General features: G+C 74.4%; 19 protein-coding genes. 8 read left to right on the forward strand and 11 right to left on the reverse strand.

The window, feature by feature from the left end:
- Positions 1–233 precede the first annotated feature (233 nt).
- On the forward strand, positions 234–440 hold the full coding sequence (locus tag D5H75_RS18680; RefSeq protein WP_119927753.1) for a dodecin family protein: 207 nt from the start codon (positions 234–236) through the stop codon (positions 438–440).
- A gap of 320 nt (positions 441–760) precedes the next feature.
- Here D5H75_RS18680 and D5H75_RS18685 read toward each other — a convergent pair whose 3' ends face one another.
- Positions 761–1,609 (reverse strand): methyltransferase domain-containing protein, encoded by an 849-nt coding sequence (locus D5H75_RS18685; protein WP_119927754.1) that lies wholly within the window; start codon positions 1,607–1,609, stop codon positions 761–763.
- A 736-nt stretch (positions 1,610–2,345) separates the two neighbouring features.
- Between D5H75_RS18685 and D5H75_RS18695 the strand changes: the two genes are divergently transcribed.
- The 4 genes from D5H75_RS18695 (at position 2,346) to D5H75_RS18710 (ending at position 6,204) form a co-directional block, all read left to right on the forward strand.
- The gene (locus D5H75_RS18695) at positions 2,346–2,756 is read left to right on the forward strand and encodes a hypothetical protein (RefSeq protein WP_206781961.1); all 411 of its coding nucleotides are present in this window, start codon (positions 2,346–2,348) and stop codon (positions 2,754–2,756) included.
- Between the two features lie 175 nt (positions 2,757–2,931).
- Positions 2,932–3,606 (forward strand): DUF6766 family protein, encoded by a 675-nt coding sequence (locus D5H75_RS18700; protein ID WP_119927756.1) that lies wholly within the window; start codon positions 2,932–2,934, stop codon positions 3,604–3,606.
- 107 nt (positions 3,607–3,713) lie between these two features.
- A complete protein-coding gene (locus D5H75_RS18705) occupies positions 3,714–5,507 on the forward strand; it encodes a serine/threonine-protein kinase (RefSeq protein ID WP_147425207.1) in 1,794 nt (597 codons plus the stop codon).
- 28 nt (positions 5,508–5,535) lie between these two features.
- Positions 5,536–6,204: a DedA family protein gene (locus D5H75_RS18710; protein WP_242454350.1), complete on the forward strand. Its 669-nt coding sequence runs from the start codon at positions 5,536–5,538 to the stop codon at positions 6,202–6,204.
- Between the two features lie 185 nt (positions 6,205–6,389).
- Here the strand turns inward: D5H75_RS18710 and D5H75_RS18715 are convergent, their stop codons facing one another.
- The gene (locus tag D5H75_RS18715) at positions 6,390–7,172 is read right to left on the reverse strand and encodes an AfsR/SARP family transcriptional regulator (protein WP_202638285.1); all 783 of its coding nucleotides are present in this window, start codon (positions 7,170–7,172) and stop codon (positions 6,390–6,392) included.
- 315 nt (positions 7,173–7,487) lie between these two features.
- On the opposite strand from D5H75_RS18715, the gene D5H75_RS18720 reads away from it, so the two are divergent.
- A complete protein-coding gene (locus tag D5H75_RS18720) occupies positions 7,488–7,850 on the forward strand; it encodes a hypothetical protein (RefSeq protein WP_119927759.1) in 363 nt (120 codons plus the stop codon).
- On the opposite strand, the gene D5H75_RS18725 is transcribed toward D5H75_RS18720, so the two are convergent.
- Positions 7,843–9,192, reverse strand: coding sequence for a sensor histidine kinase (locus D5H75_RS18725; RefSeq protein ID WP_119927760.1), 1,350 nt, complete (start codon positions 9,190–9,192; stop codon positions 7,843–7,845). The genes D5H75_RS18720 and D5H75_RS18725 overlap by 8 nt on opposite strands.
- On the reverse strand, positions 9,189–9,866 hold the full coding sequence (locus D5H75_RS18730) for a response regulator transcription factor (RefSeq protein WP_119927761.1): 678 nt from the start codon (positions 9,864–9,866) through the stop codon (positions 9,189–9,191). Before D5H75_RS18730 ends, D5H75_RS18725 begins: the two co-directional genes overlap by 4 nt.
- 37 nt (positions 9,867–9,903) lie before the next feature.
- On the opposite strand from D5H75_RS18730, the gene D5H75_RS44155 reads away from it, so the two are divergent.
- Positions 9,904–10,416 carry a hypothetical protein gene (locus D5H75_RS44155; protein WP_202638286.1) on the forward strand — a complete coding sequence of 171 codons (513 nt, stop codon included), beginning with the start codon at positions 9,904–9,906 and terminating at the stop codon, positions 10,414–10,416.
- Between the two features lie 308 nt (positions 10,417–10,724).
- Here the strand turns inward: D5H75_RS44155 and D5H75_RS18740 are convergent, their stop codons facing one another.
- The 6 genes from D5H75_RS18740 to D5H75_RS18765 form a co-directional block, all read right to left on the reverse strand.
- Complete coding sequence (locus D5H75_RS18740; protein WP_202638287.1) at positions 10,725–11,891, reverse strand: MEDS domain-containing protein; 1,167 nt, start codon at positions 11,889–11,891, stop codon at positions 10,725–10,727.
- 127 nt (positions 11,892–12,018) lie between these two features.
- Positions 12,019–12,396 carry an ATP-binding protein gene (locus D5H75_RS18745; RefSeq protein WP_202638288.1) on the reverse strand — a complete coding sequence of 126 codons (378 nt, stop codon included), beginning with the start codon at positions 12,394–12,396 and terminating at the stop codon, positions 12,019–12,021.
- 290 nt (positions 12,397–12,686) lie between these two features.
- The gene (locus tag D5H75_RS18750; RefSeq protein WP_202638289.1) at positions 12,687–13,964 is read right to left on the reverse strand and encodes an MFS transporter; all 1,278 of its coding nucleotides are present in this window, start codon (positions 13,962–13,964) and stop codon (positions 12,687–12,689) included.
- Between the two features lie 245 nt (positions 13,965–14,209).
- Positions 14,210–14,641, reverse strand: coding sequence for a VOC family protein (locus D5H75_RS18755; protein WP_119927765.1), 432 nt, complete (start codon positions 14,639–14,641; stop codon positions 14,210–14,212).
- A complete protein-coding gene (locus D5H75_RS44525; protein ID WP_340137768.1) occupies positions 14,638–15,519 on the reverse strand; it encodes a helix-turn-helix transcriptional regulator in 882 nt (293 codons plus the stop codon). Before D5H75_RS44525 ends, D5H75_RS18755 begins: the two co-directional genes overlap by 4 nt.
- A 159-nt stretch (positions 15,520–15,678) precedes the next feature.
- Complete coding sequence (locus tag D5H75_RS18765; protein WP_119927766.1) at positions 15,679–17,730, reverse strand: catalase; 2,052 nt, start codon at positions 17,728–17,730, stop codon at positions 15,679–15,681.
- 248 nt (positions 17,731–17,978) lie between these two features.
- On the opposite strand from D5H75_RS18765, the gene D5H75_RS18770 reads away from it, so the two are divergent.
- Positions 17,979–19,580 (forward strand): PP2C family protein-serine/threonine phosphatase, encoded by a 1,602-nt coding sequence (locus D5H75_RS18770; RefSeq protein ID WP_119927767.1) that lies wholly within the window; start codon positions 17,979–17,981, stop codon positions 19,578–19,580.
- Here D5H75_RS18770 and D5H75_RS18775 read toward each other — a convergent pair.
- Positions 19,564–21,879: an MMPL family transporter gene (locus D5H75_RS18775; protein WP_119927768.1), complete on the reverse strand. Its 2,316-nt coding sequence runs from the start codon at positions 21,877–21,879 to the stop codon at positions 19,564–19,566. The genes D5H75_RS18770 and D5H75_RS18775 overlap by 17 nt on opposite strands.
- Positions 21,880–21,939 lie beyond the last annotated feature (60 nt).

Consider the following 21,939-nt stretch of genomic DNA (forward strand, 5'->3'; position numbering starts at 1 on the left):
CTCGTCACATCCTGATCAGTCGCCATACCCCCGATACGGGGATCTATCGGTCATCCCCGACCCTCCGCCGCCCATCGCGCGGCGAGACCGCCGTGCCGTACGGCGGGCCGCGGGCGTCCGAGACGTACGGGCTGGGCGGGGACTACTCGGCATTGCCAGAACATTCGGCGATATTCCCGGTAAATACGGGTAAAGGGCTCCGCAAACTCCGCAACCCCCTGGAAGGGAGTGCCATGTCGTCCGTAGCCAGGGTCACCGAGATCAGCGCGGTGTCCGAGATCAGCTTCGAGGACGCCGTGAAGACCGGGGTCGCCCGCGCCTCCGAGACGCTGCGGGGCCTCCAGTCGGCCTGGATCAAGGAGCAGGAGGTCGAGCTCAGCCCGGACGGGAAGATCACGGGCTACAAGGTGAACATGATGGTCACCTTCGTCCTGGAGTAGACCCCCGCCGAACCGGCGACGGCCGCCCGCGGACCACTCGCGGGCGGCCGTCGCGCCTTCCACCCCCGGCGCGCACCCCGCATTCCCGCCCCGGCGGCCCCTCCCCTCGCCGTGATCATGCGGTTCTGATCACAACGTGTGCGCGAAACCGCATGATCACGACGAGGGACAGGCGCCGGGGCGGTCCGCGGCCCGGTGAAGGGGCCCCGGTGAACGGGAGCCGGTTCGACCTGGCCGGCTCGCTGACCTCCATGCTCGGCATGAAGGGAACCCGGCACGGCGACCCGGTGAAGGGGCCGGGGGCTGGGGCGGGGGTGGGGTCAGGGGGTGGTCGGGGTGTTGGCGGAGGCCACGAACATGGGCATGACCAGGTAGAAGCGGCCGTCCACGTCCCGTTCCTCCTGCTCGGCGAGCCACGCCTTGGCCTGGGCCGGGCGGATCGCGCCGCGCTTGACCGCCGCCTCGGCCAGGCGGGGCAGCATCGCGCCGGTGTGCTCGATGTCGGTGTAGACCATCGGGTGGATGTCCACCGCCACGTTGACGAACCCGGCCCTGGTCAGCAGGTCGCGGTAGCGCCGCCCGATCCACGGCTGCGCGATCGCCCCGGTGTACCCCCGGGTGATCACGCGGGTGAGCTGCACGTCGTCGGCGTCCAGCCCCCACATGTCGTGGTCCTGGTCCAGCAGCACGATCCGCCCGCCGGGGACCAGCGCGCGCCGCGCCTCCGCCAGCGCGACCTCGGGGTTGGCCAGGTGCTGGTAGACGCCCTCGGCCCGGTACCGGGCCAGCGTGTGGTCGTCGTACGGCAGGCCCTCCACCGCCGCGATGCGGTACTCGCAGTGCGGGAACCGCCGTCGCGCGATCTCGATCATGCGCTCGGCCACGTCGATGCCCACGGCCTGCTGCCCCTGCTCGGTCAGCTCGGCCACCGCGCACCCGCCGCCGCTGCCCGCGTCCAGCGTGAGCCCCGCCGGGCCCTCCGCCAGCAGGTCGTAGGACAGCCGGCGCAGCCGTACGGCCTGGGGCGCCCACTCGATCCGGTCGAGGTAGCCGATGAACCGCTCGATCGGGTCCACCGGGGTCCGCTCCTCCAGCGGGATCTCGTGCTCGCCGGTCGCCCCGTGCTCGGGCGGGCTGGGCACGCCCACGTGCTCGGGGTGGCCGGGCACGCCCGCGTTCGCCGACGCCGGCGGGCCCTGCGGCGGCCGGGGCGCCTGCGACGGCTGAAGCGGCTGAGACGGCTGAAGCGGCTGGGGCGGCTGCTGCGGGGCCGGGTGCGGCGGTTGCGGGCGCGTCCCCCGCGGAGGCTGCCGGGGCGGCTCATACGGCGGCTGGGGGCCGTGGGGCGCGGGCGGCTGGGGCGGCGGCCCGGGCTGGGGCTGGTGCGGGGGAAGCGCGGGGCCCTCCCCGCCGGGCGGACCCGGCGGCGGGAGCGGGCCGGGGCCGGCCGGCTGACCGGGAGGCCCCGGCGGACCGGGAGGGCCCGGCGGACCGGGACGCGCGGGGACCACGCCGGGGGCCGCCGTGCCGTCGGGCGGCGGCAGCTTGCTCTCCCGCTTGGGCAGCGGCCCGCCGTACGGCGCCGCCTCGGCTGGGGCGGGAGCGGGTTCGTGGGGGTGGGCGGACGGCTGCGCGCCGGGGGGCGGGGTGCCGGGCGTGCCGGTTCCGGGGGTCGTGGAGTTCGGGTGCATGGCCGTCCTGGTGTTCCTCTTGATGCTTCGGCTGTGCCCGATCCTCGCGCATCCGACGATATTTGACATCCTGAACAACTAAACCGCGCGATGAGAGGAATGCCGGAACACGGCCCGCGCCTGACGCTCCGCCGACCTGCGACGCCGGTCCGTAGTCGTCTCTTTGGGTAATTGTCGCGGTTTCTTTGGGTAAGGGCCGTGCATGATGCGGTTGTTGACCGAGTGGACCCGGTTGCGGACCGGGATGGTGGTCGCGGCCCTGCTCATCGCGGTGACGGGGCTCTCCGGGTGCGCCGGATCCGCCCGCGACGCCGAGGCGGCGGACGCCGCCCGGGCCCTGCACGACGCGCTCGCGCGGCGCGACGGGAACGCCGCCTGCGCCCTGCTCGCCCCCCGCGCCGCCGAGGGACTGGAGACCGGTGGCGCGGTCTGCCGGGAGGAGATCCTCCGGCTGGACCTGGCGGGCGGCGACGTCCGGGAGGTGCGGGTCTGGGGTCGCGCGGCCCAGGTCCGCACGGCGGGCGACACGCTCTTCCTCACGCGCTTCGCGTCCGGCTGGCGCGTCACCGCCGCCGGCTGCGAGCCGCGCCCGGCCGAGCCGTACGACTGCGAGGTGGAGGCCTGAGATGCGCGCAACATTCACCCTGACGCTCGCACTGATCGCTGCGGGACTGGCCTTCGTGCTGGTCATCGGGCTGCTGCACCGATGAGCGGGCGCTTTTGAGCGGGCCGGACCCGATCCGGGAGGGCCGCGGGGCCCCGAGGGCCGGGCCCGGCCGGGAACTGATCGGGGAGGCACGATGAGACGTTTCGTCCGGGAGAACGCGCTGACGCTGTTCTTCCTGCTGATCTTCCTGCTCGCGCTGGCGGGGCAGGCGGTGACGGGCATGGCCCGGCTCAACCACGACCTGGTGGCCGAGGGGGCGGCGCCGGTCTCGCTGCTCGCCTACGTCACCTCCGGCGACTTCGCCGTGGACGTCGCGGAGAACTGGCAGTCGGAGTACCTCCAGTTCTTCCTGTTCATCGTGGTCACCGTCTGGCTGGTGCAGAAGGGGTCGCCGGAGTCGAAGCAGCCGGGCGAGGAGGGCGCCGGGTCCGACAAGGACGCGATGGTCGGGGCGTTCGCGCGGGCCGGGTCGCCCCGCTGGGCGCGGGCCGGCGGCATCCGGCGCTGGCTGCTGTCCAACTCCCTCGGCCTGGTCATGGGCGTCCTGTTCCTGCTGTCGTGGCTGGGGCAGTCCGTCGCCGGCCTGTCGGCGTACAACGCCGAGCAGCTCGGGGCGTTCGAGGATCCGGTGACGTGGGCGCAGTACGTCGGCTCGGCCGAGTTCTGGAACCGGACGCTGCAGAACTGGCAGTCGGAGTTCCTGGCCGTGGCGTCGATGGTGTCGCTGGCGGTCTTCCTGCGCCAGCGCGGCTCCCCCGAGTCCAAGCCCGTCGGCGCGCCCCACGGGGCCACCAGCGTCGAGAACTGAGCCCGCGCCGCCGTACCCCGGAGCCGCGGATACGCCCCGTTCGGTTTCGGTTTGCCGCGCCGATCCGTCACACTTGTGGCCTCTCGGAAGGCGGATGGGGCGCAGTGGTGGATCAGTCGGTCATCGCGGGCCGCTACGAACTGGTCAGCCCGCTCGGCAGGGGCGGGATGGGACAGGTCTGGAAGGCCTACGACACGCTGCTCGACCGCTCCGTGGCGATCAAGCTGATGCGCGACGACGGGTTCGCGGCCCGGCCCGACCGCGCCGACGACCTGGCCCGCAGGTTCCGCAGGGAGGCGTCGGTGACGGCCGGGCTGCGGCACACCGGGGTCCCCGCGGTGCACGACGCGGGCGCGTTCGAGGGCTCGCTCTACCTGGTCATGGAGCTGGTCGAGGGGCACACCCTGGGCCGCCTCATCGCCGAGCACGGGCCGCTGCCGGTGCCGTGGGCCGCCGCCATCGCCGCGCGCGTGTGCGAGGTGCTCGACGCCGCCCACCGGCAGTCGCTCATCCACCGCGACCTCAAGCCGCAGAACATCATGCTGGCCTTCGACGGCGCGGTGAAGGTGCTGGACTTCGGCGTCGCCGCGGTCCTGGACGCCTCCCGGATCACCCGCACGGGGGAGAGCGTGGGCACCCCGGCCTACATGTCGCCCGAACAGCTCCGCGCCGAGGACCCGACGGCCCGCACCGACCTGTACGCCCTCGGCTGCGTGATCCACGAGATGCTCACCGGCCGTCCGGTGTTCGAGGGCTCCCACCACGCGATGGCCTACCAGCACATGGAGAAGCCGCCCCCGAGGCTGCGCTGGAGCGATCCGACGATCCCGGCGGACCTGGAGGAGCTGGTCCTGCACCTGCTGGCCAAGGACCCGCGGCGGCGGCCGAGCGGCGCGGCCGAGGTCTACCGCCGCCTCGTGCCGCACATCACGTCCGCGCCGCCGCTCGCGGGCATCCGGCTCCCGTTCGAGCCGCGCCTCGGCCCCGCCCCCGCCGTCACCACCCTCCCCGAGGTGACCGCCCCGGCCCCGCCCCGCCCGGCGGGACCGGGCGGTCCGGCCGGTCCCGCCGCTCCCGGGGGGCCCGGCGCGCGGCCCGGTGCGCCGAGGCCGTCCGGCCTCACGGGTCCCGGGTACACGCCGCCGCGCCCGCCCGGCCGGCCCGCCGCCCCCGGGCCGTACGCCGGTGGGCCGTACCCGCCCTCCGGCGTCCAGCGCACGGGCCACGTCACCCCGCCGCGGGGGCCCGGCGGCCGGCCCGTCCCGCCCGGCGCGGGGCCGACCCCGCCCGGCGCCGGGATCACCCCTCCCGGAGCGGGCGTCACGCCGCCTGGAGCCGGCGTGACGCCTCCCGGAGCGGGCGTCACGCCGCCCGGGGCCGGCTCGGTTCCGCCCGGCGCGGGCTCCGTTCCGCCCGGGCCCGGCGTCACGCCGCCCACCCCGGCCGTGCCGTACGGCGTGCCGCCCACCGGCCCGCCGTACGGCGCCGCGCCCACGCCTCCCCCGGCGTACGGGAGCGGGCCCCTCGGGCCCGGCACTGCCTACGGGCGGCCGTACCCGGGCGGGAACCCGACGGCGGGCCTGCCCGCCGGGTGGAAGCTCGCGCACAGCCTCTGGATGCTGCCCGTGCTCCTCCTCGGGATGTTCACCTGGGTGTCCTTCCTCTACATCGGGGCGCGGGCCCGCAGGCGGGCCTGGCTCGTGTGGGGCGGGGTCTACCTCGTGCTTGCCGTCACGGGATTCGCCGCCGTCGCGAACACGCCCGAGGACCACTGGCTCTCCGACGCCGCGGTCGGGTTCGTGCTGGCCACGTGGGTCGGCGGCGTGATCCACGCGATGATCGTGAACCCCGAGCGCCTGCGGCTGCGGGCGATGGAGGAGCCCTCCCCGCCCCGGCGATGAATCATCCGGCCCTGCCGGGGAAGGCCCTGTGTCCGAACCGGCTGGGGAGGCGCGCGTGCTGCTGGAGAACGGGGCCCAGGATCCCGGAGGTCTCGCCGGATGGGCGTCGAGCGTCATGGAGTCGCTCGGGGCTCCGGGCGTGGGGCTGCTGGTCGCGCTGGAGAACGTGTTCCCGCCGATCCCGAGCGAGGTCGTGCTGCCGCTCGCGGGGTTCACCGCGAGCCAGGGCCGCCTGGGCCTGATCCCGGTGATCGCCTGGGCCACGGCCGGGTCGCTCGTGGGCGCGCTCATCCTGTACGGCCTGGGGCGCCTGGTGGGGCACGACCGGGCCGAGCGCGTCCTCGACCGGCTGCCGCTGGTGGACGTGGAGGACCTGGACAAGGCCGAGAACTGGTTCCGGAGGTACGGCGGCAAGGCGGTGTTCTTCGGGCGGCTCGCCCCCGTGGTCCGCAGCCTGATCTCCATCCCCGCGGGCACCGAGCGCATGCCGGTGACCCGGTTCTGCCTGCTGACGACGCTGGGCAGCCTCCTGTGGAACACCACGTTCGTCCTGCTCGGCTACGGCCTGGGCACCCAGTGGGAGCGCGTCTCGCGGTACGCCGACTGGTTCACCTGGGCCGTGATCGCCGTCATCGTCCTCCTGCTCGTCCGCTTCGTCGTCTCCCGCCTCCGCCGCTCCCGGGCCCGCCGCTCCTGACCCCCGCGCCCGCCGTCCCGGCTCCCGTTCCTCATCTCCCGGCCTGCTGGGTCTCCCCGCCTGCTGGGTCTCCCCGCCTGCTGAGTCTCCCCGCCTGCTGAGTCTCCCGGCCTGCTGGCCCCCTGTCCCCTGGCCGCCGCGCTCCGGCCGGTCCGCCGGCCGTCCCGGCCGCTCCGCCGTACGGCTCAGCGGGGGCGCGGGCGGGGCCGGGGGCGGGGGCGCAGGCAGCGCGGGCGGTGGGCGGACGGGGTGGAGCGGAGGTCCAGGGCGGGGTCGGCGCGCAGGATGGCGTGTTCGAGGCGGCGCAGCTCGGGGCTGGGCGCGAGGCCGAGGTCCTCGGCGAGGTGGGCGCGCAGGCGGGTGTACGCGGCCAGGGCGTCCGCCTGCCGCCCCGAGCGGTACAGCGCGAGCATGAGGTGGAACCACAGGCGCTCGCGCAGGGGGTGGGCGGCGACCAGGCCGCGCAGCTCGGGGACGGCCGCCGCGTGGTCGCCCAGGGCCAGCCTGGCCTCCAGGCAGTGCTCGACCACCGCGAGCCGCGACTCCTCCAGCCGGACGGTCTCGGTGTCCAGGCGAGGGCCCAGCGGGACGTCCGCGAGCGCCCGCCCCCGCCAGCACGACAGCGCGCGGCGGAGGCGGGCGACGGCGGTGCCGTAGTCACGGGCGCGCAGCGCCGTACGGCCGTGGGCGGCCAGCCGTTCGAAGACGAGCAGGTCCACCTCCTCGGGGCGGGCCCGCAGCAGGTAACCCCCGGGCCTGGCGAGCAGCCGGGGCTCGGTCTCACCCGCCCGGCCCAGCGCGCGGCGCAGCGCCGTCACGTAGCCCCGCAGGTTCGCCGCCGCCGAGGGGGGCGCGTCATCACCCCAGACCGACTCCACGAGCTCGGCGGCCGGCACGACCCGCCCCGCGCGCAGGGCCAGCGTCGCCAGGACGGCCCGCTGCCGTCCCGAGCCCAGCGGGACCGGCATTCCCCGGACGGTCAGATCGAGGGGGCCCAAAAGACCGAACCGCACGGACGACTCGGCTTGGGGAAAACGGCTTCCGGACAGGTGCGAGGTGTGCGGCCCGGAGGCGTTCGATGTGGCCATGCTTCCTGGATAACCCGTGGAACCCCAGGTTAGGAAGGGGGTACCACCCCGTCGATTGTGCGCCGTTTATGCAACCCGGATGCGTGACGGCAGCAGGATGGGTCCCACTCCAGGGCGTAATTCCGGTGCCCAGCCGCGGATTCCCGCGAATTCACTGGAAAGGCCCACAGACCCCATCAAGAGGAGGAACGCGTAATGAAACGACGCTCCGCAGCCGCCGTCATCGCGGGCGCCTCGGCCGCGATCATGTTCACCGCGACCGCGGCGTACGCCCACGGGTTCGACCAGTGGTTCAACGGCAGCGGCGAGTCACCGCGCTGGGACGTCGGCGCCGGGAAGCACAGCGGCCACATGACGGCCACCTGCCCGGGCGCGCAGATCACCGCCCAGCTCTACCGGGACCGGCCCTGGCGGCCCGATCCGCCGATCGGCTCCCTGATCGTGGTGCCCTGCAACCACCAGCGCCGTGAGTTCAGCTACGACCTGAGCGGCGGGAAGTACTACTTCATCTTCCGGTCGAAGGTCCGCTCCAACCACGTCTGGGGCGAGTTCAACTGACGCCGGCGGCCCGGCGGCGCCGGGGCAGGAGCCTCCTGCCCGCGCGCTTCGCCGGGCCGCCGGCCCGTGGTCCCAGCCGGAGCCAGAGCTGGACCCGCGCGCCCCCGAGCGAGGACCGGTCGACGCGCAGCGACCCGTCCGCCGACTCGGCCAGGCGCCGGGCGATGTCCAGGCCCAGGCCGGTGCCGCCGGCCCCGCTGCCTCCCCTCCGCAGCGCCGCGTCCGGGTCCGGGATCCCGGGCCCGGCGTCGGCCACCAGGATCCCGGCGACCTCCTGCCCCCGGTGCAGCGTGACCGTGAACGCGACCCCCTCCGGCGTGTGCCGGAACACGTTGCCCAGCAGGGCGTCCACCACCGCCGTCAGGTCCGCCGCGGACACGGGCACCTCCAGCGGCCCGCCGTCCGCCCCGATCAGCTCCCAGGGCCGGCCCTGGTCCTCGGCCAGCGCCGCCCAGAACTCCAGGCGGTCCCGCAGCACCGCCGCCGCGTCGCAGCTCGTCCCCTGGTCGCGGGACGGCCGCCGCGTCTGCGCGATGATCTCGTCCACCTCGTGCTCCAGCCGGTCCACCGCGAGCCTGCTCCGCTCCGCGGCCGGCCCGAGCTGGCCGAGTTCGAGCCGCAGCGCGGTCAGCGGGGTGCGCAGCCGGTGCGACAGGTCGGCGGCAAGCTCCCGTTCCGCGTCCAGGAGCTGGACGACCCGGTCGGCCATCGCGTTGAACGACCGGCCCGCCGCCACCAGCTCCGGCGGCCCCTCCGGCTCGATGCGCACGCGGAGGTCCCCCGCGCCCAGCGCCCCCGCCGCCGCCGCCAGCCGCCGCGAGGCGCCCACCACGCGCGAGGCCAGCCGGTCGGCGGCGAACACCGAGGCCAGCACGAGCACGACCGCCACGCCGGCCAGGACGGCCCAGGCGTGCCGCACGCCCCGGCTCAGGTCCCCCTCCGGCAGGTACACCTCGACCACCGCGACCCGGCCCCCGTCGAGCGCGACCGGCCGCAGCAGCGCGTATCCGTCGGCCGTGGGCGCGGCCAGGGCCCGCGTCAGCCGTACGGACTCGGCCACCAGGTCCGGGGCGGCGTGCGGACGGCCCAGCGGCGGCCCCTCCGGCAGGTGTACGGCGAGCCGCCCGGCGGCGCCCGCCTGGGTGCTGGCGATGGCCTTGACCAGGGCGGGCCGGTCGGTGGTGATCGCCAGGGCGGGGATGAGCGCGGCGGCCTGGCGTTCGGCGCCGGAGATCGCGCGGTCCTTGGCGATCTCCTTGACCGTGATCGACAGGGGGATCAGGAAGGCCAGCGCGACCAGCGCGGTCACCGCGAAGGAGACGAGCGCGAGGGTGCGCCTCATGGCGCGACGAGCTTGACGCCGACCCCGCGCACGGTGTGCAGGTAGCGGGGGCTGGACGCGGTCTCCCCCAGCTTGCGGCGCAGCCACGACAGGTGCACGTCGATGGTCTGGTCGCCGCCGTACGCCTGCCGCCACACCTCGCTGATCAGCTCACGGCGGCTCACCACCTGCCCGGCGCGCGCGGCGAGGTAGGCCAGCAGGTCGAACTCCCGCCGGGTCAGTTCCAGCGGCCGCCCGTCGAGCAGCGCCTCCCGGCGCTCGGGGGCGACCTGGAGCCCGCCGACGCGCAGCACCGCGGGCCGGGCGGCCGTGCCGCGGGCGCGGCGCAGCACGGCTTCCAGGCGGGCGTTGAGGTGGTCGGCGGAGAACGGCTTGACCAGGTAGTCGTCGGCGCCCGCGTGGAGCAGGCGCACGATCTCGGCCTCCTCGTCCCTGGCGGTGGCCACGATGATCGGCACGTCGCCGAGGCCGCGCATCATCTTCAGGGCCTCCGCCCCGTCGAGGTCGGGCAGGCCGAGGTCGAGGATCACGACGTCCGGCGGCGACTGCGCCACCTCGCGCAGGGCGTCCAGCGCGCACCCGGCGCTGCGGACCGCGTGCCGCAGGCGCGTGAGCCCCTGGATCACCGCCGCGCGCACGATGTCGTCGTCTTCCACCACGAGAACCGTCGCCATGGCACCGAAAGGTACGGCATCCCCCATAATTCAACGCATGCGACGGGCGATCGGGTATGCCGCGGCATGGCTCGGCGCGGCCGTACTCGCCTCCGGCGTTTCGTGGCTCGGCGTCCGCGAGGTCCTGCACGGCGCGGTCTTCGACGACCCCGGCGTGGTCACCGTGGTCCCCCGCGGGGAGCGCCCGCCCCTGGCCGTCAGCGAGACGACCCTCGCCTCCCCCGCCCCGCGGTCGCCGGCGCCGTCCCGCACCGCCGCCCCGCGCGCCCCCCGCCCGGCGCCCACCCCCACCCGTTCCCCCAGGCCCCGGGCGACGCCCCCGGCCCAGACCGACGTGCGCAGCTACACCGTCCGCGGTGGCCGGGTGGCCCTCGCCCTCGGTCCCCGTTCCGCCCGCCTGGTCTCCGCCACCCCCAACCCCGGCTACCAGGTCAAGACCTGGCGCAACAAGGGCTGGTTCCGCGTGGACCTCGTCAACGGCCCCCGCGGCTCCGCCGTCATCGCCATGTGGCACGACTCCCCCACCCGCGTCGAGGTCTACGAATACTGACCCCCGTACGGCCGGCGCCCCAGGCCCGCCGCCGGCCCGCCGCGCCGGCCTCCCGCCCCCGGACCCCGCCCCGATCCCCGGCACCCGATCCCCCGCGCCCGATCCCCGCCGTGATCCTGCGAGTCCGCGCCCCGCCCACCCCGCCCACCCCGCCCACCCCGCCCACCCCGCCCAAGCGTCTCGGCTGTGCCGGGGCCGGCGCGGAACCGCAGGATCACGGCGAGGCCGCGGGAGCGATTGCCGGAGGCGGGCGGGCCGCCTGGGGGCGCGGAAACGGCCGGACAAGGCCGGAGGGGGTCAGAGGGGGGTCAGAGGGGGCCGGAGGGCGGGGGGCCGGGGAGGCGGAGGCCGGGGGTGGTGGACCAGCCGGTGATCTCGATGAGCTCGCGGACGTGGCCGGGGACGGGGCCGAGGACGAGGGCGCGGTCGCCGCCGAGGCCCTGGGCGGCCGAGACGAGGGCGCGGATGCCGCCCAGGCTGATGAAGCGGACGCCGCTGAGGTCGGCGTGGACGTCGCCGGGCTCGCGGGTGGCGGCGTCGGTCAGGGCGCGCGACAGCACCGGGGCGGTGGAGTCGTCCACGTCGCCCTCCAGGCGCAGGCCGGGCGGGTCGCGCAGCGGGCGCACGCGGAACGCCGCGCGGCGGTCCTCGGCGGGCTGGAGGCGGACCAGGTCGTGGGCGCCGAGCAGGCGCAGCAGGTGTGTGAGCGACTGGGAGCCGAGCAGGGTGGTGGGCCGGTCCCCGCGCTGGGCGGCGAAGCGGGCGAACAGGCGGGCGCTGCCCACGTCGGCGAACTCGAGCCCGGTGGCGTCGATGAGCACGTGCCCGTCGGAGGGCAGCAGCGACGCGAGCAGCGCGGCCAGGGCGTCGCGGTTGGTGACGTCGGCCTCGCCCTCCAGCACGAGCCCGGGCGAGCCGGTCGCGCGCGCGAACCGCAGCAGGGCCTGGCCGGGGGTGACGGGGTGGGCGGAGCACACCCGGTGGAAGAGGTCGCCGTCGTACAGCCGCCGGTCGTACTGGCACACCGCCGACAGCCGCCCGTCGGCGAACAGGTCGTTGATCGACGCCTCGAAGGCGGGCAGCGCGTCCAGGGCGTACGGCTGCCGCAGCGCCCACGCCATGTCGGTGATCACCTGGAGGCCGGGATAGCCCCGGGCCGTCGTGTCGGCGACCACCCCGGCGAACGCCTCGCGCACCCGCGCGGGGTCGAACGTTCCCCCGGCGAGCTGCACCTCGGCGCAGGGCAGCACCTCGACCTGCCCCCGCTCGGCGGCCTCGGCGTATCCGGGGACGCGGGCGTGCAGCCAGGCGCTGGTGACCTGCGGGGTGAGCGACTCAGCGCAGACCATGACGCGGCGGCCGCGGCGCAGGGCGTCCGCCGCGATCTCCACGGTCGCCGCCAGCCGCTCGTCGTCGCTGATGAAGGGATGGCACACGTGGTCGCCCAGACGTAGGTCCGCGAAGGTGGATGGCACGGTCCCTCCACTGGCGCTCGTGAGCGTCTGCGCACCCGCGGGGGTGCTCGGCCGGGACGATGGGCGTGGGTCGAGTCTAGACACTCGGCCGCGGTGAGTGTAAGCGGAGCGATGCAAAGAGTGAGATTCAGATCAGGACCATGCTGATCGTGATCGAGGTCCCCGCGGGCCCGGTGGTGACGTCGACCTCGTCGCCGATCTGCCGGACGAGCCACAGGCCCCGGCCGCCGCGCGAGCTGTCCAGGCCGGGCTGCTCGGAGGGGAGGGTGCGGTCGCCCAGGCCGGGCCCCTGGTCGGAGACGGTGCACAGGAGCCGCCCGTCGTGGCGGCGCAGCGACACCCGGCCGCCGCCGCCCCCGTGCAGGATCGCGTTGGCCATGAGCTCGTGGACGGCGAGCACGAAGTCCTTCAGGCGCAGGCCGGTCAGGCCGGCGCGCGCGGCCTGCTCGCTCACGAAACCGCGGACCAGCACGAGATCGCCGAGGGTGAAGACCGCTTCGAGCAACAATCTCCCATGGCCGTCGGGTCGGCGCGGGTGTTGTACCTGGGGCATCGTCGTGTCAGTCAGAGGGTGGGCCGCTGGTTCCTGCCGGCCCGAGGCGCGTGACACCCCTCTGACCGTATCGACTCAGCCTATGTTCATCTTCCCTGTTGCGCACGGGCTATTCGTGTCCCCGGGGAGCCGAGCGAAACAAATCAGCCGAAAACGCCCCGGCCCCCGCCCCTCGGAGCGAGGGACGGGGCCGGTTCGCGTACGGCGCGGCGGGGCTCACGCCGTACGGCGGCGGCGCGGTGTCAGATCTCCTCGACCGCGGCGGCGACGCGGCGGACCGGGAGGGAGGGCAGGCCGAGCAGGCCGGCGACCGACACGCCGTTGATCCGGGCCAGGGCCACGGCGGCGAGCAGGGCCGCCCCGGCGGTGATCAGGCCGGAGATCTCCAGGGCGTTGCGCGGGCCCAGGTTGTCGCACATCCAGCCGAGCACGGGGCCGCCGATCGCGCCCGCGGCCGCGCCGACGATGCCGTTGACGGCCAGGATGCGCCCGCGCATCTTCTCGGGCGTGTCGAGCTGGATGCGGGAGCCGATCGTGGTGTCGATCACCACGCCGCCCGCGGCGATCGGCAGCATGACCATGGCGAACAGGCTCAGCACCGGCATCACGCCGCTGAAGGCCTGGGCGAGGCTGGTGACGATCGCGGTGGCCAGCAGGAGCCGCATGGTGAGCTGGGGACGCCCGGCGGCGGCGATCCCGCCGATCACGGTGCCGACGGCGAAGACCGTGGACAGCAGGGCGTACCCGCCCGCGCCGGCGGCCAGCGGCCCGGCGCTCATCGAGGCCATCGTGACCTGGTAGTTGCGGCCCATGCTGCCGAGCACGAGCGCCAGCCCGAAGATCGTCAGCAGCCACGGGGTGCGCAGCACGAAGGCCACGCCGGCCCGGATGCCCCGGCTCTCGCCCGAGGCGCGCTCCAGGACGTACATCTCGGAGCGGCGCATCATGGCCAGGGCGGCCAGGACGGCGAAGAAGCTCACCGCGTTGATCATGAACAGCCCCGGCATGCCCGCGACCGGCATCAGCACGCCGGCCAGGCTCATCCCGAGGATGCGCCCGGCGGAGTTGAGCACCGAGCCGAGCGACAGGGCGTTCGGCAGGTCCTCCGGCGGGACGACCTCGGCCCCGAACCGGCCCAGCGCCGGGCCGCCGAGCGCGGTGACCACGCCGCCGGCCAGCGCGACGCCGTACACGGCCGTGATGTTGCCGGGGTCCTTCAGGGCGATCATCGCCAGCGTGGCGGCGAGCGCGGCCTGCGCGATCTGCGAGGCGACCACGACGGGGCGGGACGGCAGCCGGTCGGCGAGCGACCCGCCCCACATGCCGAGGATCATCGTCGGCAGGGCGGTGAGCACGAGGCTGAGGCCGACGCTGGTGGCCGAGCCCGTGGCCTTCAGGATCAGCCAGTTGACACCGAGGACCTGCATCCACGTCCCGGTAACGGAGACGATGTCGGCCCCGGCCCAGAGCCGGTAGTTGCGATGGCGGAAGGCGCGCAGCGATGCCGCGGGGAAGCGCACGGGAAATCCTTAACCTTGACGGAACGTCGAAGGTGGAACGCCCGACTTTCCGCTGGACTTCCGGTTTGCCCTAAATGTTTACCAAGTCACACCCGAATCACGTTTATGCCGCTTTATACATGGTATGACTAGGAATTTCGCTGCGGTGCGTAGTTCTTCTCCTACTCCACGTCCCCTTTTTTCCACCTTCCGCCCGTACGGCTCGTGCGGGGCTCACGCTTCCGCCGTACGGCTCGCGCGGGGGCTCACTCGGCGAAGTCGGCGGGTGAGTACTCCCGGGGCTCGACGAGGACGAGCCAGTTGCCGGTGTTGTCGCGCATGACCGCCTCGACGCCGTACGGGCGCTCGGAGGGCTCCTGGATGAACGTCACGCCCTTGGCGCTGAGTTCCTCGTAGGTCTTGCGGCAGTCGTCCACGTGGAGGCCGAGGCCGCCGAGCGACCCCTTCTCCAGTTGCCTGCGGAAGAAGTCCGCGGCCTCGGGGTCGAGCGGCGGGCCCGGGAGCATCAGGGTGATGTCCAGCTCGGGCTGGCTCGGGTGTCCCACCGCGAGCCAGCGGTACCCCTCGCCCATGGTGACGTCGGTGCGGACCTCGAAGCCCAGGATCTCGGTGTAGAACTCCTTGGCCTTCTCCTGGTCGAGGCAGTAAACGGTGCAGAGTGAAACGTTCGTGATCATACGGCCGAGCGTACGCGCCCACCCTGACCTGGGGCTTCTCCCAAATTGCGCAACGTGCCGCGCCGCGCCGCCGCGCCGTCGCGCACGTCCGGGGAGTCCGGCGCGCCGGGGGAGGTGGGCACGTCCGGCGAGTCCGGCACCCGGGGCGACGCCGGCACGTCGGGCGAGTCGGGCACGCCCGGCGAAGCCGTCTCCTCCGGCTCGTCCGCCCCTCCCCGGTCCCCCGGATCGGCGGGCCCGCCCTCCCGGCCGGAACCGCCGGGGCCTGCCGGTGCCCCCGGCAGACCGGAATCGCGTGAGCCGCCCGAACCCCCGGAGCGGTCGGAACCCCCGGAGCCACCCGGGCCACCCGGGCCCCCGGAGCGGTCGGAGTCCCCGGAGCCGCCCGAGCTCCCGGAGCGGTCGGAGCCTCCCGGGCCGCCCGGGCCGCCGGAGCCCGGTACGGCGGCGCGGGGCGCGGCGGTGCCCGAGGGGTCGTAGACGCTGCGCATGAACAGGAAGCAGCCCGGGACGCGCGCCCCGCCGCGGGCCGCCCAGCGGTCGCGGTAGACGGCGGGGCTCTCCCCGACGAGCTGGGAGAACCGCGAGGAGAACGAGCCGAGGCTGGAGAAGCCCACCATCATGCACACCTCGGTGACCGTGAGGTTGGCAGCGCGCAGCAGGTCCTGCGCGCGCTCGATGCGGCGGCGCGTGAGGTAGCGGATGGGCGTCTCGCCGTACGTCGCCTCGAAGCAGCGGGCGAAGTGGTACTTCGAGACGCCGGCCACCCGCGCCAGCGCGTCGAGGTCCAGCGGCTCCCGGTAGTGCCGGTCCATGTGGTCGCGCGCCCGGCGCAGGCACGCCAGCAACTCCACCGGGACGCTCTGCCGCCTGCCCACCGTCACCTCCTGCCCACGGCCCGAGGCTACCCGCGAGCCCCGACGATCCACCCGGGCCCGCCCTCTCGCGCCGCCCCTTCCCCGCGCCCCCCGCGCCCCCCGCGCCCCCGCGCCCGCCGCGGCGAGAGCCGTACGGCCGCGGCGGGCGGGCCGGCAGGTTCAGGCGGCCACCGCGGCGGTGTCGCGGTCGTGGTGGCGGTGGGCCCTGATGGCGTCGGCGAAGGCCCCGACGAACGCCTCGTCCGCGTCCGGGGCCTCGACGACGCCGGACAGCGGCCCGGGCAGCGCCGCCGCCTCCAGGAGGCGCAGCCCCGCCCCCGCGGCGGCCACCGCCTTGCCGTGCTTGAACGCCTCGCGGACGAAGTGCACCGCGTAGCCGACCCCGGCGAGGGCGTCGCCGCCGGCGGCGAAGACGGCGTCGTAGAGGACCGAGCCCGCCGAGGTCAGCATCCGGTCGGCGGTGAGCTCGCCGACCGCTCCCTCGTGCGGGGCCAGCGCCTCGCAGATCGCGCCCCGCGCTTCGAGCCCCTGGCGTACGGCGGTGACCAGGGCGGCGTCCACGTCGTCGGTGACCAGGATCGCGACCTTGCGGGTGGCGATCGAGTCGAACGCGGTGCGCGCCTGGCTCAGCGCGGGCGAGCTCCGGTCGTGCACGGAGGTGACCGCGGGCGCGGGCAGGCCGAGCCCGGCGGCGACGCGCCCGGCCAGGTCCGGGTGGATCAGGCCCAGGTGCTCGACCATCCGCTCCTTGATGTACCGCCGCTCGACGTGGGCCAGCTCGAACTGGAACGCCGCGACGATGTGCTCCTTCTCCCAGCCGGACATGCTGTTCCAGAACAGGGTGGCCTGGCTGTAGTGGTCGCCGAAGCTGGGGCTGCGCCGGCGTATCTTGTGCCCGTCCACGCGCTCCTGGTAGTGCTGGAAGACCCCGTGCGAGCCGATGCCGGGGCAGCCGCCGCTGATGGAGTTGGGCGCGTAGTTCGTGCGCGACCGGTGGATGGTCATCTGGTGGTACGCGTCGCGGTGGTCGTTGTGGACGGGCGCGACCGGGCGGTTGATGGGGATCTGCGGGAAGTTGGGCCCGCCGAGCCGGATGAGTTGCGTGTCCAGGTAGGAGAAGTTCCGGGCCTGGAGCAGCGGGTCGTTGGTGAAGTCGATGCCGGGCACGATGTTGGCCGTGCAGAAGGCCACCTGCTCGGTCTCGGCGAAGAAGTTCTCCGGGTTGCGGTCGAGCACCATCTTGCCGATGGGCCGTACCGGCACGACCTCCTCGGGGATGATCTTGGTGGGGTCGAGCAGGTCGAAGTCGAAGTCGTGCTCGTTCTCCTCCGGCACGAGCTGGACGCCCAGCTCCCACTCCGGCGGCGTGGAGCCGCGCTCGATCGTCTCCCACAGGTCTCGGCGGTTGAAGTCGGGGTCGTTGCCCTGCAGGCGCAGCACCTCGTCCCAGACCAGCGAGTGCACGCCGAGCCGGGGCTTCCAGTGGAACTTCACGAACGTGCCCTCGCCCCGGGCGTTGACGAAGCGGAAGGTGTGCACCCCGAAGCCCTGCATGGTGCGGTAGCTGCGCGGGATGGCCCGGTCGGACATCAGCCACATGATGAAGTGCAGCGTCTCGGGCTGGAGCTGCACGAAGTCCCACAGCGTGTCGTGCGCGGACTGGGCCTGCGGGATCTCGTTGTGCGGCTCGGGCTTGAGCGCGTGCACGAAGTCGGGGAACTTGATCCCGTCCTGGATCGGGAACACCGGCATGTTGTTGCCCACCAGGTCGTACACCCCCTGCCGGGTGTAGAACTTGGTGGCGAACCCGCGCACGTCGCGGACGGTGTCGGCCGAGCCGCGCGAGCCCTGGACCGTGGAGAAGCGCACGAACACCGGGGTCTTCAGGGCGGGATCGGAGAGGAAGTCCGCGCAGGTGATGTCGGTCAGCGGCTCGTACACCTGGAAGTAACCGTGCGCGCCCGACCCGCGCGCGTGCACGACGCGTTCGGGGATGCGCTCGTGGTCGAAGTGGGTGATCTTCTCGCGGAAGTGGAAGTCCTCCAGGAGCGTCGGCCCGCGTTCCCCGGCGCTGAGGGAGTTGTCGGTGTCCGCGACGCGGACGCCCTGGTCGGTGGTGAGCGCCGTGCCCTCCTGGGACACGCGGTACCCATCGAGCTGGCGGTCCTTCGCCGTCCGGCCGCCGTCGCCCGTGGCCTTGTCCTCGGTCACGCCGGAATCCTCCTTTAACGCGGTATTAAGCGCGTTGCCGTAATTTCACGGGGCGCATCCCCTACCCCGGCCTCCGGGGCCTATACGCGCGGCCCCGCCGGGCAACTAACCGGGCAGGAAGGCGCCTGACCCGACGGGCGCCGGCGCGAGGGAAAGGCGATAGGGCGATCAACGTCGATCTGCGGTCACCCAAGGCGATCGAGCTGGCCGAACTCATCCGCCGCGAGGCACAGCGGCTGCGCCAGGAGATGGGCCCGCCCCCGAGCTCCCGGGAGGACGGCGGCGAGGACTTCGAGCGCGCGGCGAGCGTGCCGACGCCGGAGCGGGTGGAGGTGCCGGACTGGGTGTGCCGGGCCCTGGAGGCGATCCAGGTCTCCGGCGCGTACCTGCTGCCCATCAGGGACGAGGCGGGGGAGATCGTGGACTTCCTCGTGGCCGAGACCAACGACTGGGCCCGCGACGTCACCGGGCGCACCTCCGGCCAGATGCGCGGCCGGCGCGCGCTCGAACTGTGGCCGGGCAGCACCGGCTCCGGCATGTTCCACGTCTTCAAGCGGGTGTGCGTGAGCGGGCGGACGTTCGCCGAGGGCCCGTTCGAGTACATCGAGGCCCGCGACGACCGGCTGTGGCCCTCGGTGGTCACGATGCGCATCGTCGCCGCGGGCGACGGGCTGCTCATGACCTGGCGCGCGCACGACGACGAGCAGCGGCTGATCTCCGGCTGGGACCGGGCGCAGCGCATCGCCGAACTGGGCTGGGGCGAGTGGGGGTTCTACTCCGGGCAGGTGATCTGGACGCGGCAGATGTACGAGATCTTCGAGCGCGACCCCCTCGACGGGCCCGCCCCGCTGGAGGACCTGCCCTCGCTCGTGCTCTCCGAGGACCTGCCCATCCTGGAGGAGCAGCTCCGGACCCTGTTCGACTACCGCGAGGCCACCGACGCCGAGTTCCGCATCCGGCACCGGCACGGCATCCGGCATCTGCGGGTGGTGATCGAGCCGGTGCTCGACCAGCGCAGCATGCCCATCGCCACCCGCATCCTGGCCCAGGACGTGACGCGCAGCCGCCGCCGCGAGCGCGCCCTGGCCTCCGCCCACGAGCAGGCATCCCGGGACCGGCAGCGCGCCGAGGAGGAGCACAACGTCGCCGGCCGCCTGCAGAGCATGATCATGCCGCGGCGGCGCGGGGTCATCGACGTCGCCGGGCTGCGGGTGGGGGTGCGTTACCTGCCCGCCGGGCACCCCGCCCCGCTGGGCGGCGACTGGTGGAAGGCCCGCCCGCTGCCCGACGACCGCGTGCTGCTGGCCATCGGCGACGCGGTGGGCCACGGGCTGACCGCCGCCACGCTGATGTCGCAGATGAAGGCGGGCCTGGCCGGCCTGGCGTACACCGGCGCGTCCTCCGACCGGCTCGCCACCTGGCTCAACGAGCTGACCTTCCACACCGCGCAGTCGTTCACCGCCACCGGCACGGCGATCATCGGCCACTACTCCCCCGCCGACCACGTCTTCGCGTGGACCTCCTGCGGGCACCCGCCGCCGGTCCTGGTCAGGGACGGCGAGTCGAGCCTGCTCGAAACCGAGCCGGGCACGATGCTCGGCGTCTTCGAGGACGTGGAGTACACCCTGACCAGGACCGAGCTGCGGACCGGCGACATGATCATCCTCTACACCGACGGGATCGTGGAGCGCCGCGGCGAGGACCTGGAGGTCGGGGTCCGCCACCTCATGCGCGCCGCCGGCACGCTCGACGGCCACGACCCCGAACGCGACATCGACACCCTCCTCCGCGACCTGGGCGCCGAGGAGTCCGAGGACGACATCTGCCTCCTCCTCATCCGCGTCCTGTGACCCCGGCCCCGGCTCCGGCTCCGGCGGGAGGCGCCCCGGGCTCCGGCGCGGGACCGGCAGGGCCGGCGAGGTCGGCGGGGTCGGCGAGATCGGCGGGGTCGGCGAGATCGGCGGGGTCGGCGAGATCCGCGGGGCCGGCGGCGCGGTCGCGGAGGGGGGAGGGCGGGACGCGGAGGAGGCGGGCGGCCGGGGCCGGGAGCCACCAGTTCCACCGGCCCATCATCGCCACGGCGGCGGGCACCAGGAGGCCGCGGATGAGCGTCGCGTCGAGCAGTACGCCGAGGGCGACGCCGGAGGCGAAGATCGTGACGTCCAGTTCCCCGCCCGAGGCCATCGAGGCGAAGGAGCAGAACAGGATCAGCGCGGCGCAGGTGACGAGGCGGCCGGTCCTGCCCACCCCGCCGATCACCGCCGCCTCGGTGGACCCGGTCCTGTCGTACTCCTCCCGCATCCGGGCCAGGATGAACACCTCGTAGTCCATGGACAGCCCGTACAGGAAGGCGAAGAGGGTGATCGGGACGAACGTGCCGATCGAGCCGTCCGGCGCGACCCCGAACAGCGCCTCCGTCCCCCAGCCCCACTGCCACAGGACGACCATCGCGCCGAGCACGGCCCCGAGCGAGAGCAGGTTCAGCAGGATCGCCTTGAGCGGGAGCAGCAGCGAGCGGAAGGCCCGCGCCAGCATCACGAAGGTGACCAGGGACAACACCCCCAGCATCCAGGGGAACGCGCCGTAGGCGGCCTCGGCGTGGCCGAGTTGCTGCGTCACGTTGCCGCCCACCAGGACGCCTCCGGGCACTTCCCCGGCCACCCGGGCGACGGTGGCCTCCCCGGCGGGCGAGCCGCCCTCCTCACGCGGGAGCACCGTCAGGACCGCCGAGCCGTCCCTGCGCCACGCGGGCCCGCCGGGCGCCGCGACCGCGAACACCCCTTCGGTACGGCGGAGCGACCCCGCGACCGCATCCGGGTCGGCGCCCGGGGGCACGTACACGTCGAAGGACGTCAGCACGCCGGAGGGGACGCCGGCGCCGGTGAGCGCGGTCAGCCCCGCGCGGCCCGGGCCGGAGGCCGCGAGCCGGTCGGTGGTGGGCACCGACAGGTTGAGGCCGAGGGCCGTGACCGCCAGGGCGGCCAGCACGCCGCCGGTGACCACCACCACGGGCAGCCGGAAGCGCACCACGCGCCGGGCGACGGCGCTCCAGAACCGCCCGGCGGCCGCCTCCCGCTCCGGCCCGCCCCGCACCGGCCGGCCCGCCGCGCGCCTGCGGGCGAGGCGCCGGCCGGACCCGCTGAGCACGAGCGGCAGCAGGGTCAGCGAGACCAGGGCGCTCGCCGCGGTGACCATCATCCCGCCGACGCCGAGGCTGCGGAGCAGCGGGATCGGGAGGAGCACCATGGTGAGCAGGCCGAGGGCCACCGCGCCGGCCGAGAAGAGGACGGCGTGCCCGGAGGTCGCCATGGCCCGCCGTACCGCCGCGTCGCCGCGCAGGCCCCGGGCCTCCTCCTCGCGCCACCGGGTGACCAGGATCAGCGCGTAGTCGATCGCGATGCCGACGCCGAGCAGCGGCAACGTGATCACCGTCGTCTCGTGCACGGCGATGAACGGGCTGACCGCCAGCAGCCCCAGGAACGACACCGGCACCGCGACCAGCGCCGTGAGCAGCGCCACGAACGCCAGCGCGGACCGGAAGGCGTACAGCAGCACGACGATCGCCGCGCCGACGGTGACCAGCAGCTTGGCCGGCACGTTGAGGCCGCCCGCGTCCGCGCCGGTCGCCAGGGTGTCCAGGCCGGTCACCCGGACCTCCGCGCCCGCGGGCAGTTCGGCCCGCATCGCGCCGGCGATCAGCGGGCCGAGGGCCGGGGCCTCGCCCAGGGCGCTGCCCGGCAGCCCGCCCTGCTCGGCCGGCGGGCCGAAGACCAGGCCGAACGTCGTCCTTCCGGTCTCGCCAAGGAAGGCCGGGTCGCCGGTGTTCGCGTACGACGCGGCGCGTCCCCGCACCGCCCCGGCCGCCCGGTCGAACGCTCGGCCGAGGGCCTCCCGGGTCCCGGGGGCGTCGGCCCGTCGTCCCTCGGGGAACGTGACGACGGGGACGAACGGGCGCTCGTGGCCGCCGTTCCCGTAGGTCCGCATGATCTTCTGGTTCGCCTCGTAGGCGGGCAGCCCGGGATAGGCGTTGCGCTCGTCGGCCGCCGGGACCAGCAGCGCGATCGCGCCGGCGCCGGCCAGCAGCAGGAGGACGACGAGCGCCCACACGAGTCGTTTCCGTCCGAGGACGAGGTCGCAGAGGGTCTTCATGGCATCCAGGTCACCAGGCCGTTCTTCGGCCGCCCGGTGACCGTTCTTAGAGATCTCTGT

This window comes from Bailinhaonella thermotolerans (genome assembly GCF_003594875.1).
In the GTDB taxonomy this organism is placed as follows: domain Bacteria; phylum Actinomycetota; class Actinomycetes; order Streptosporangiales; family Streptosporangiaceae; genus Bailinhaonella; species Bailinhaonella thermotolerans.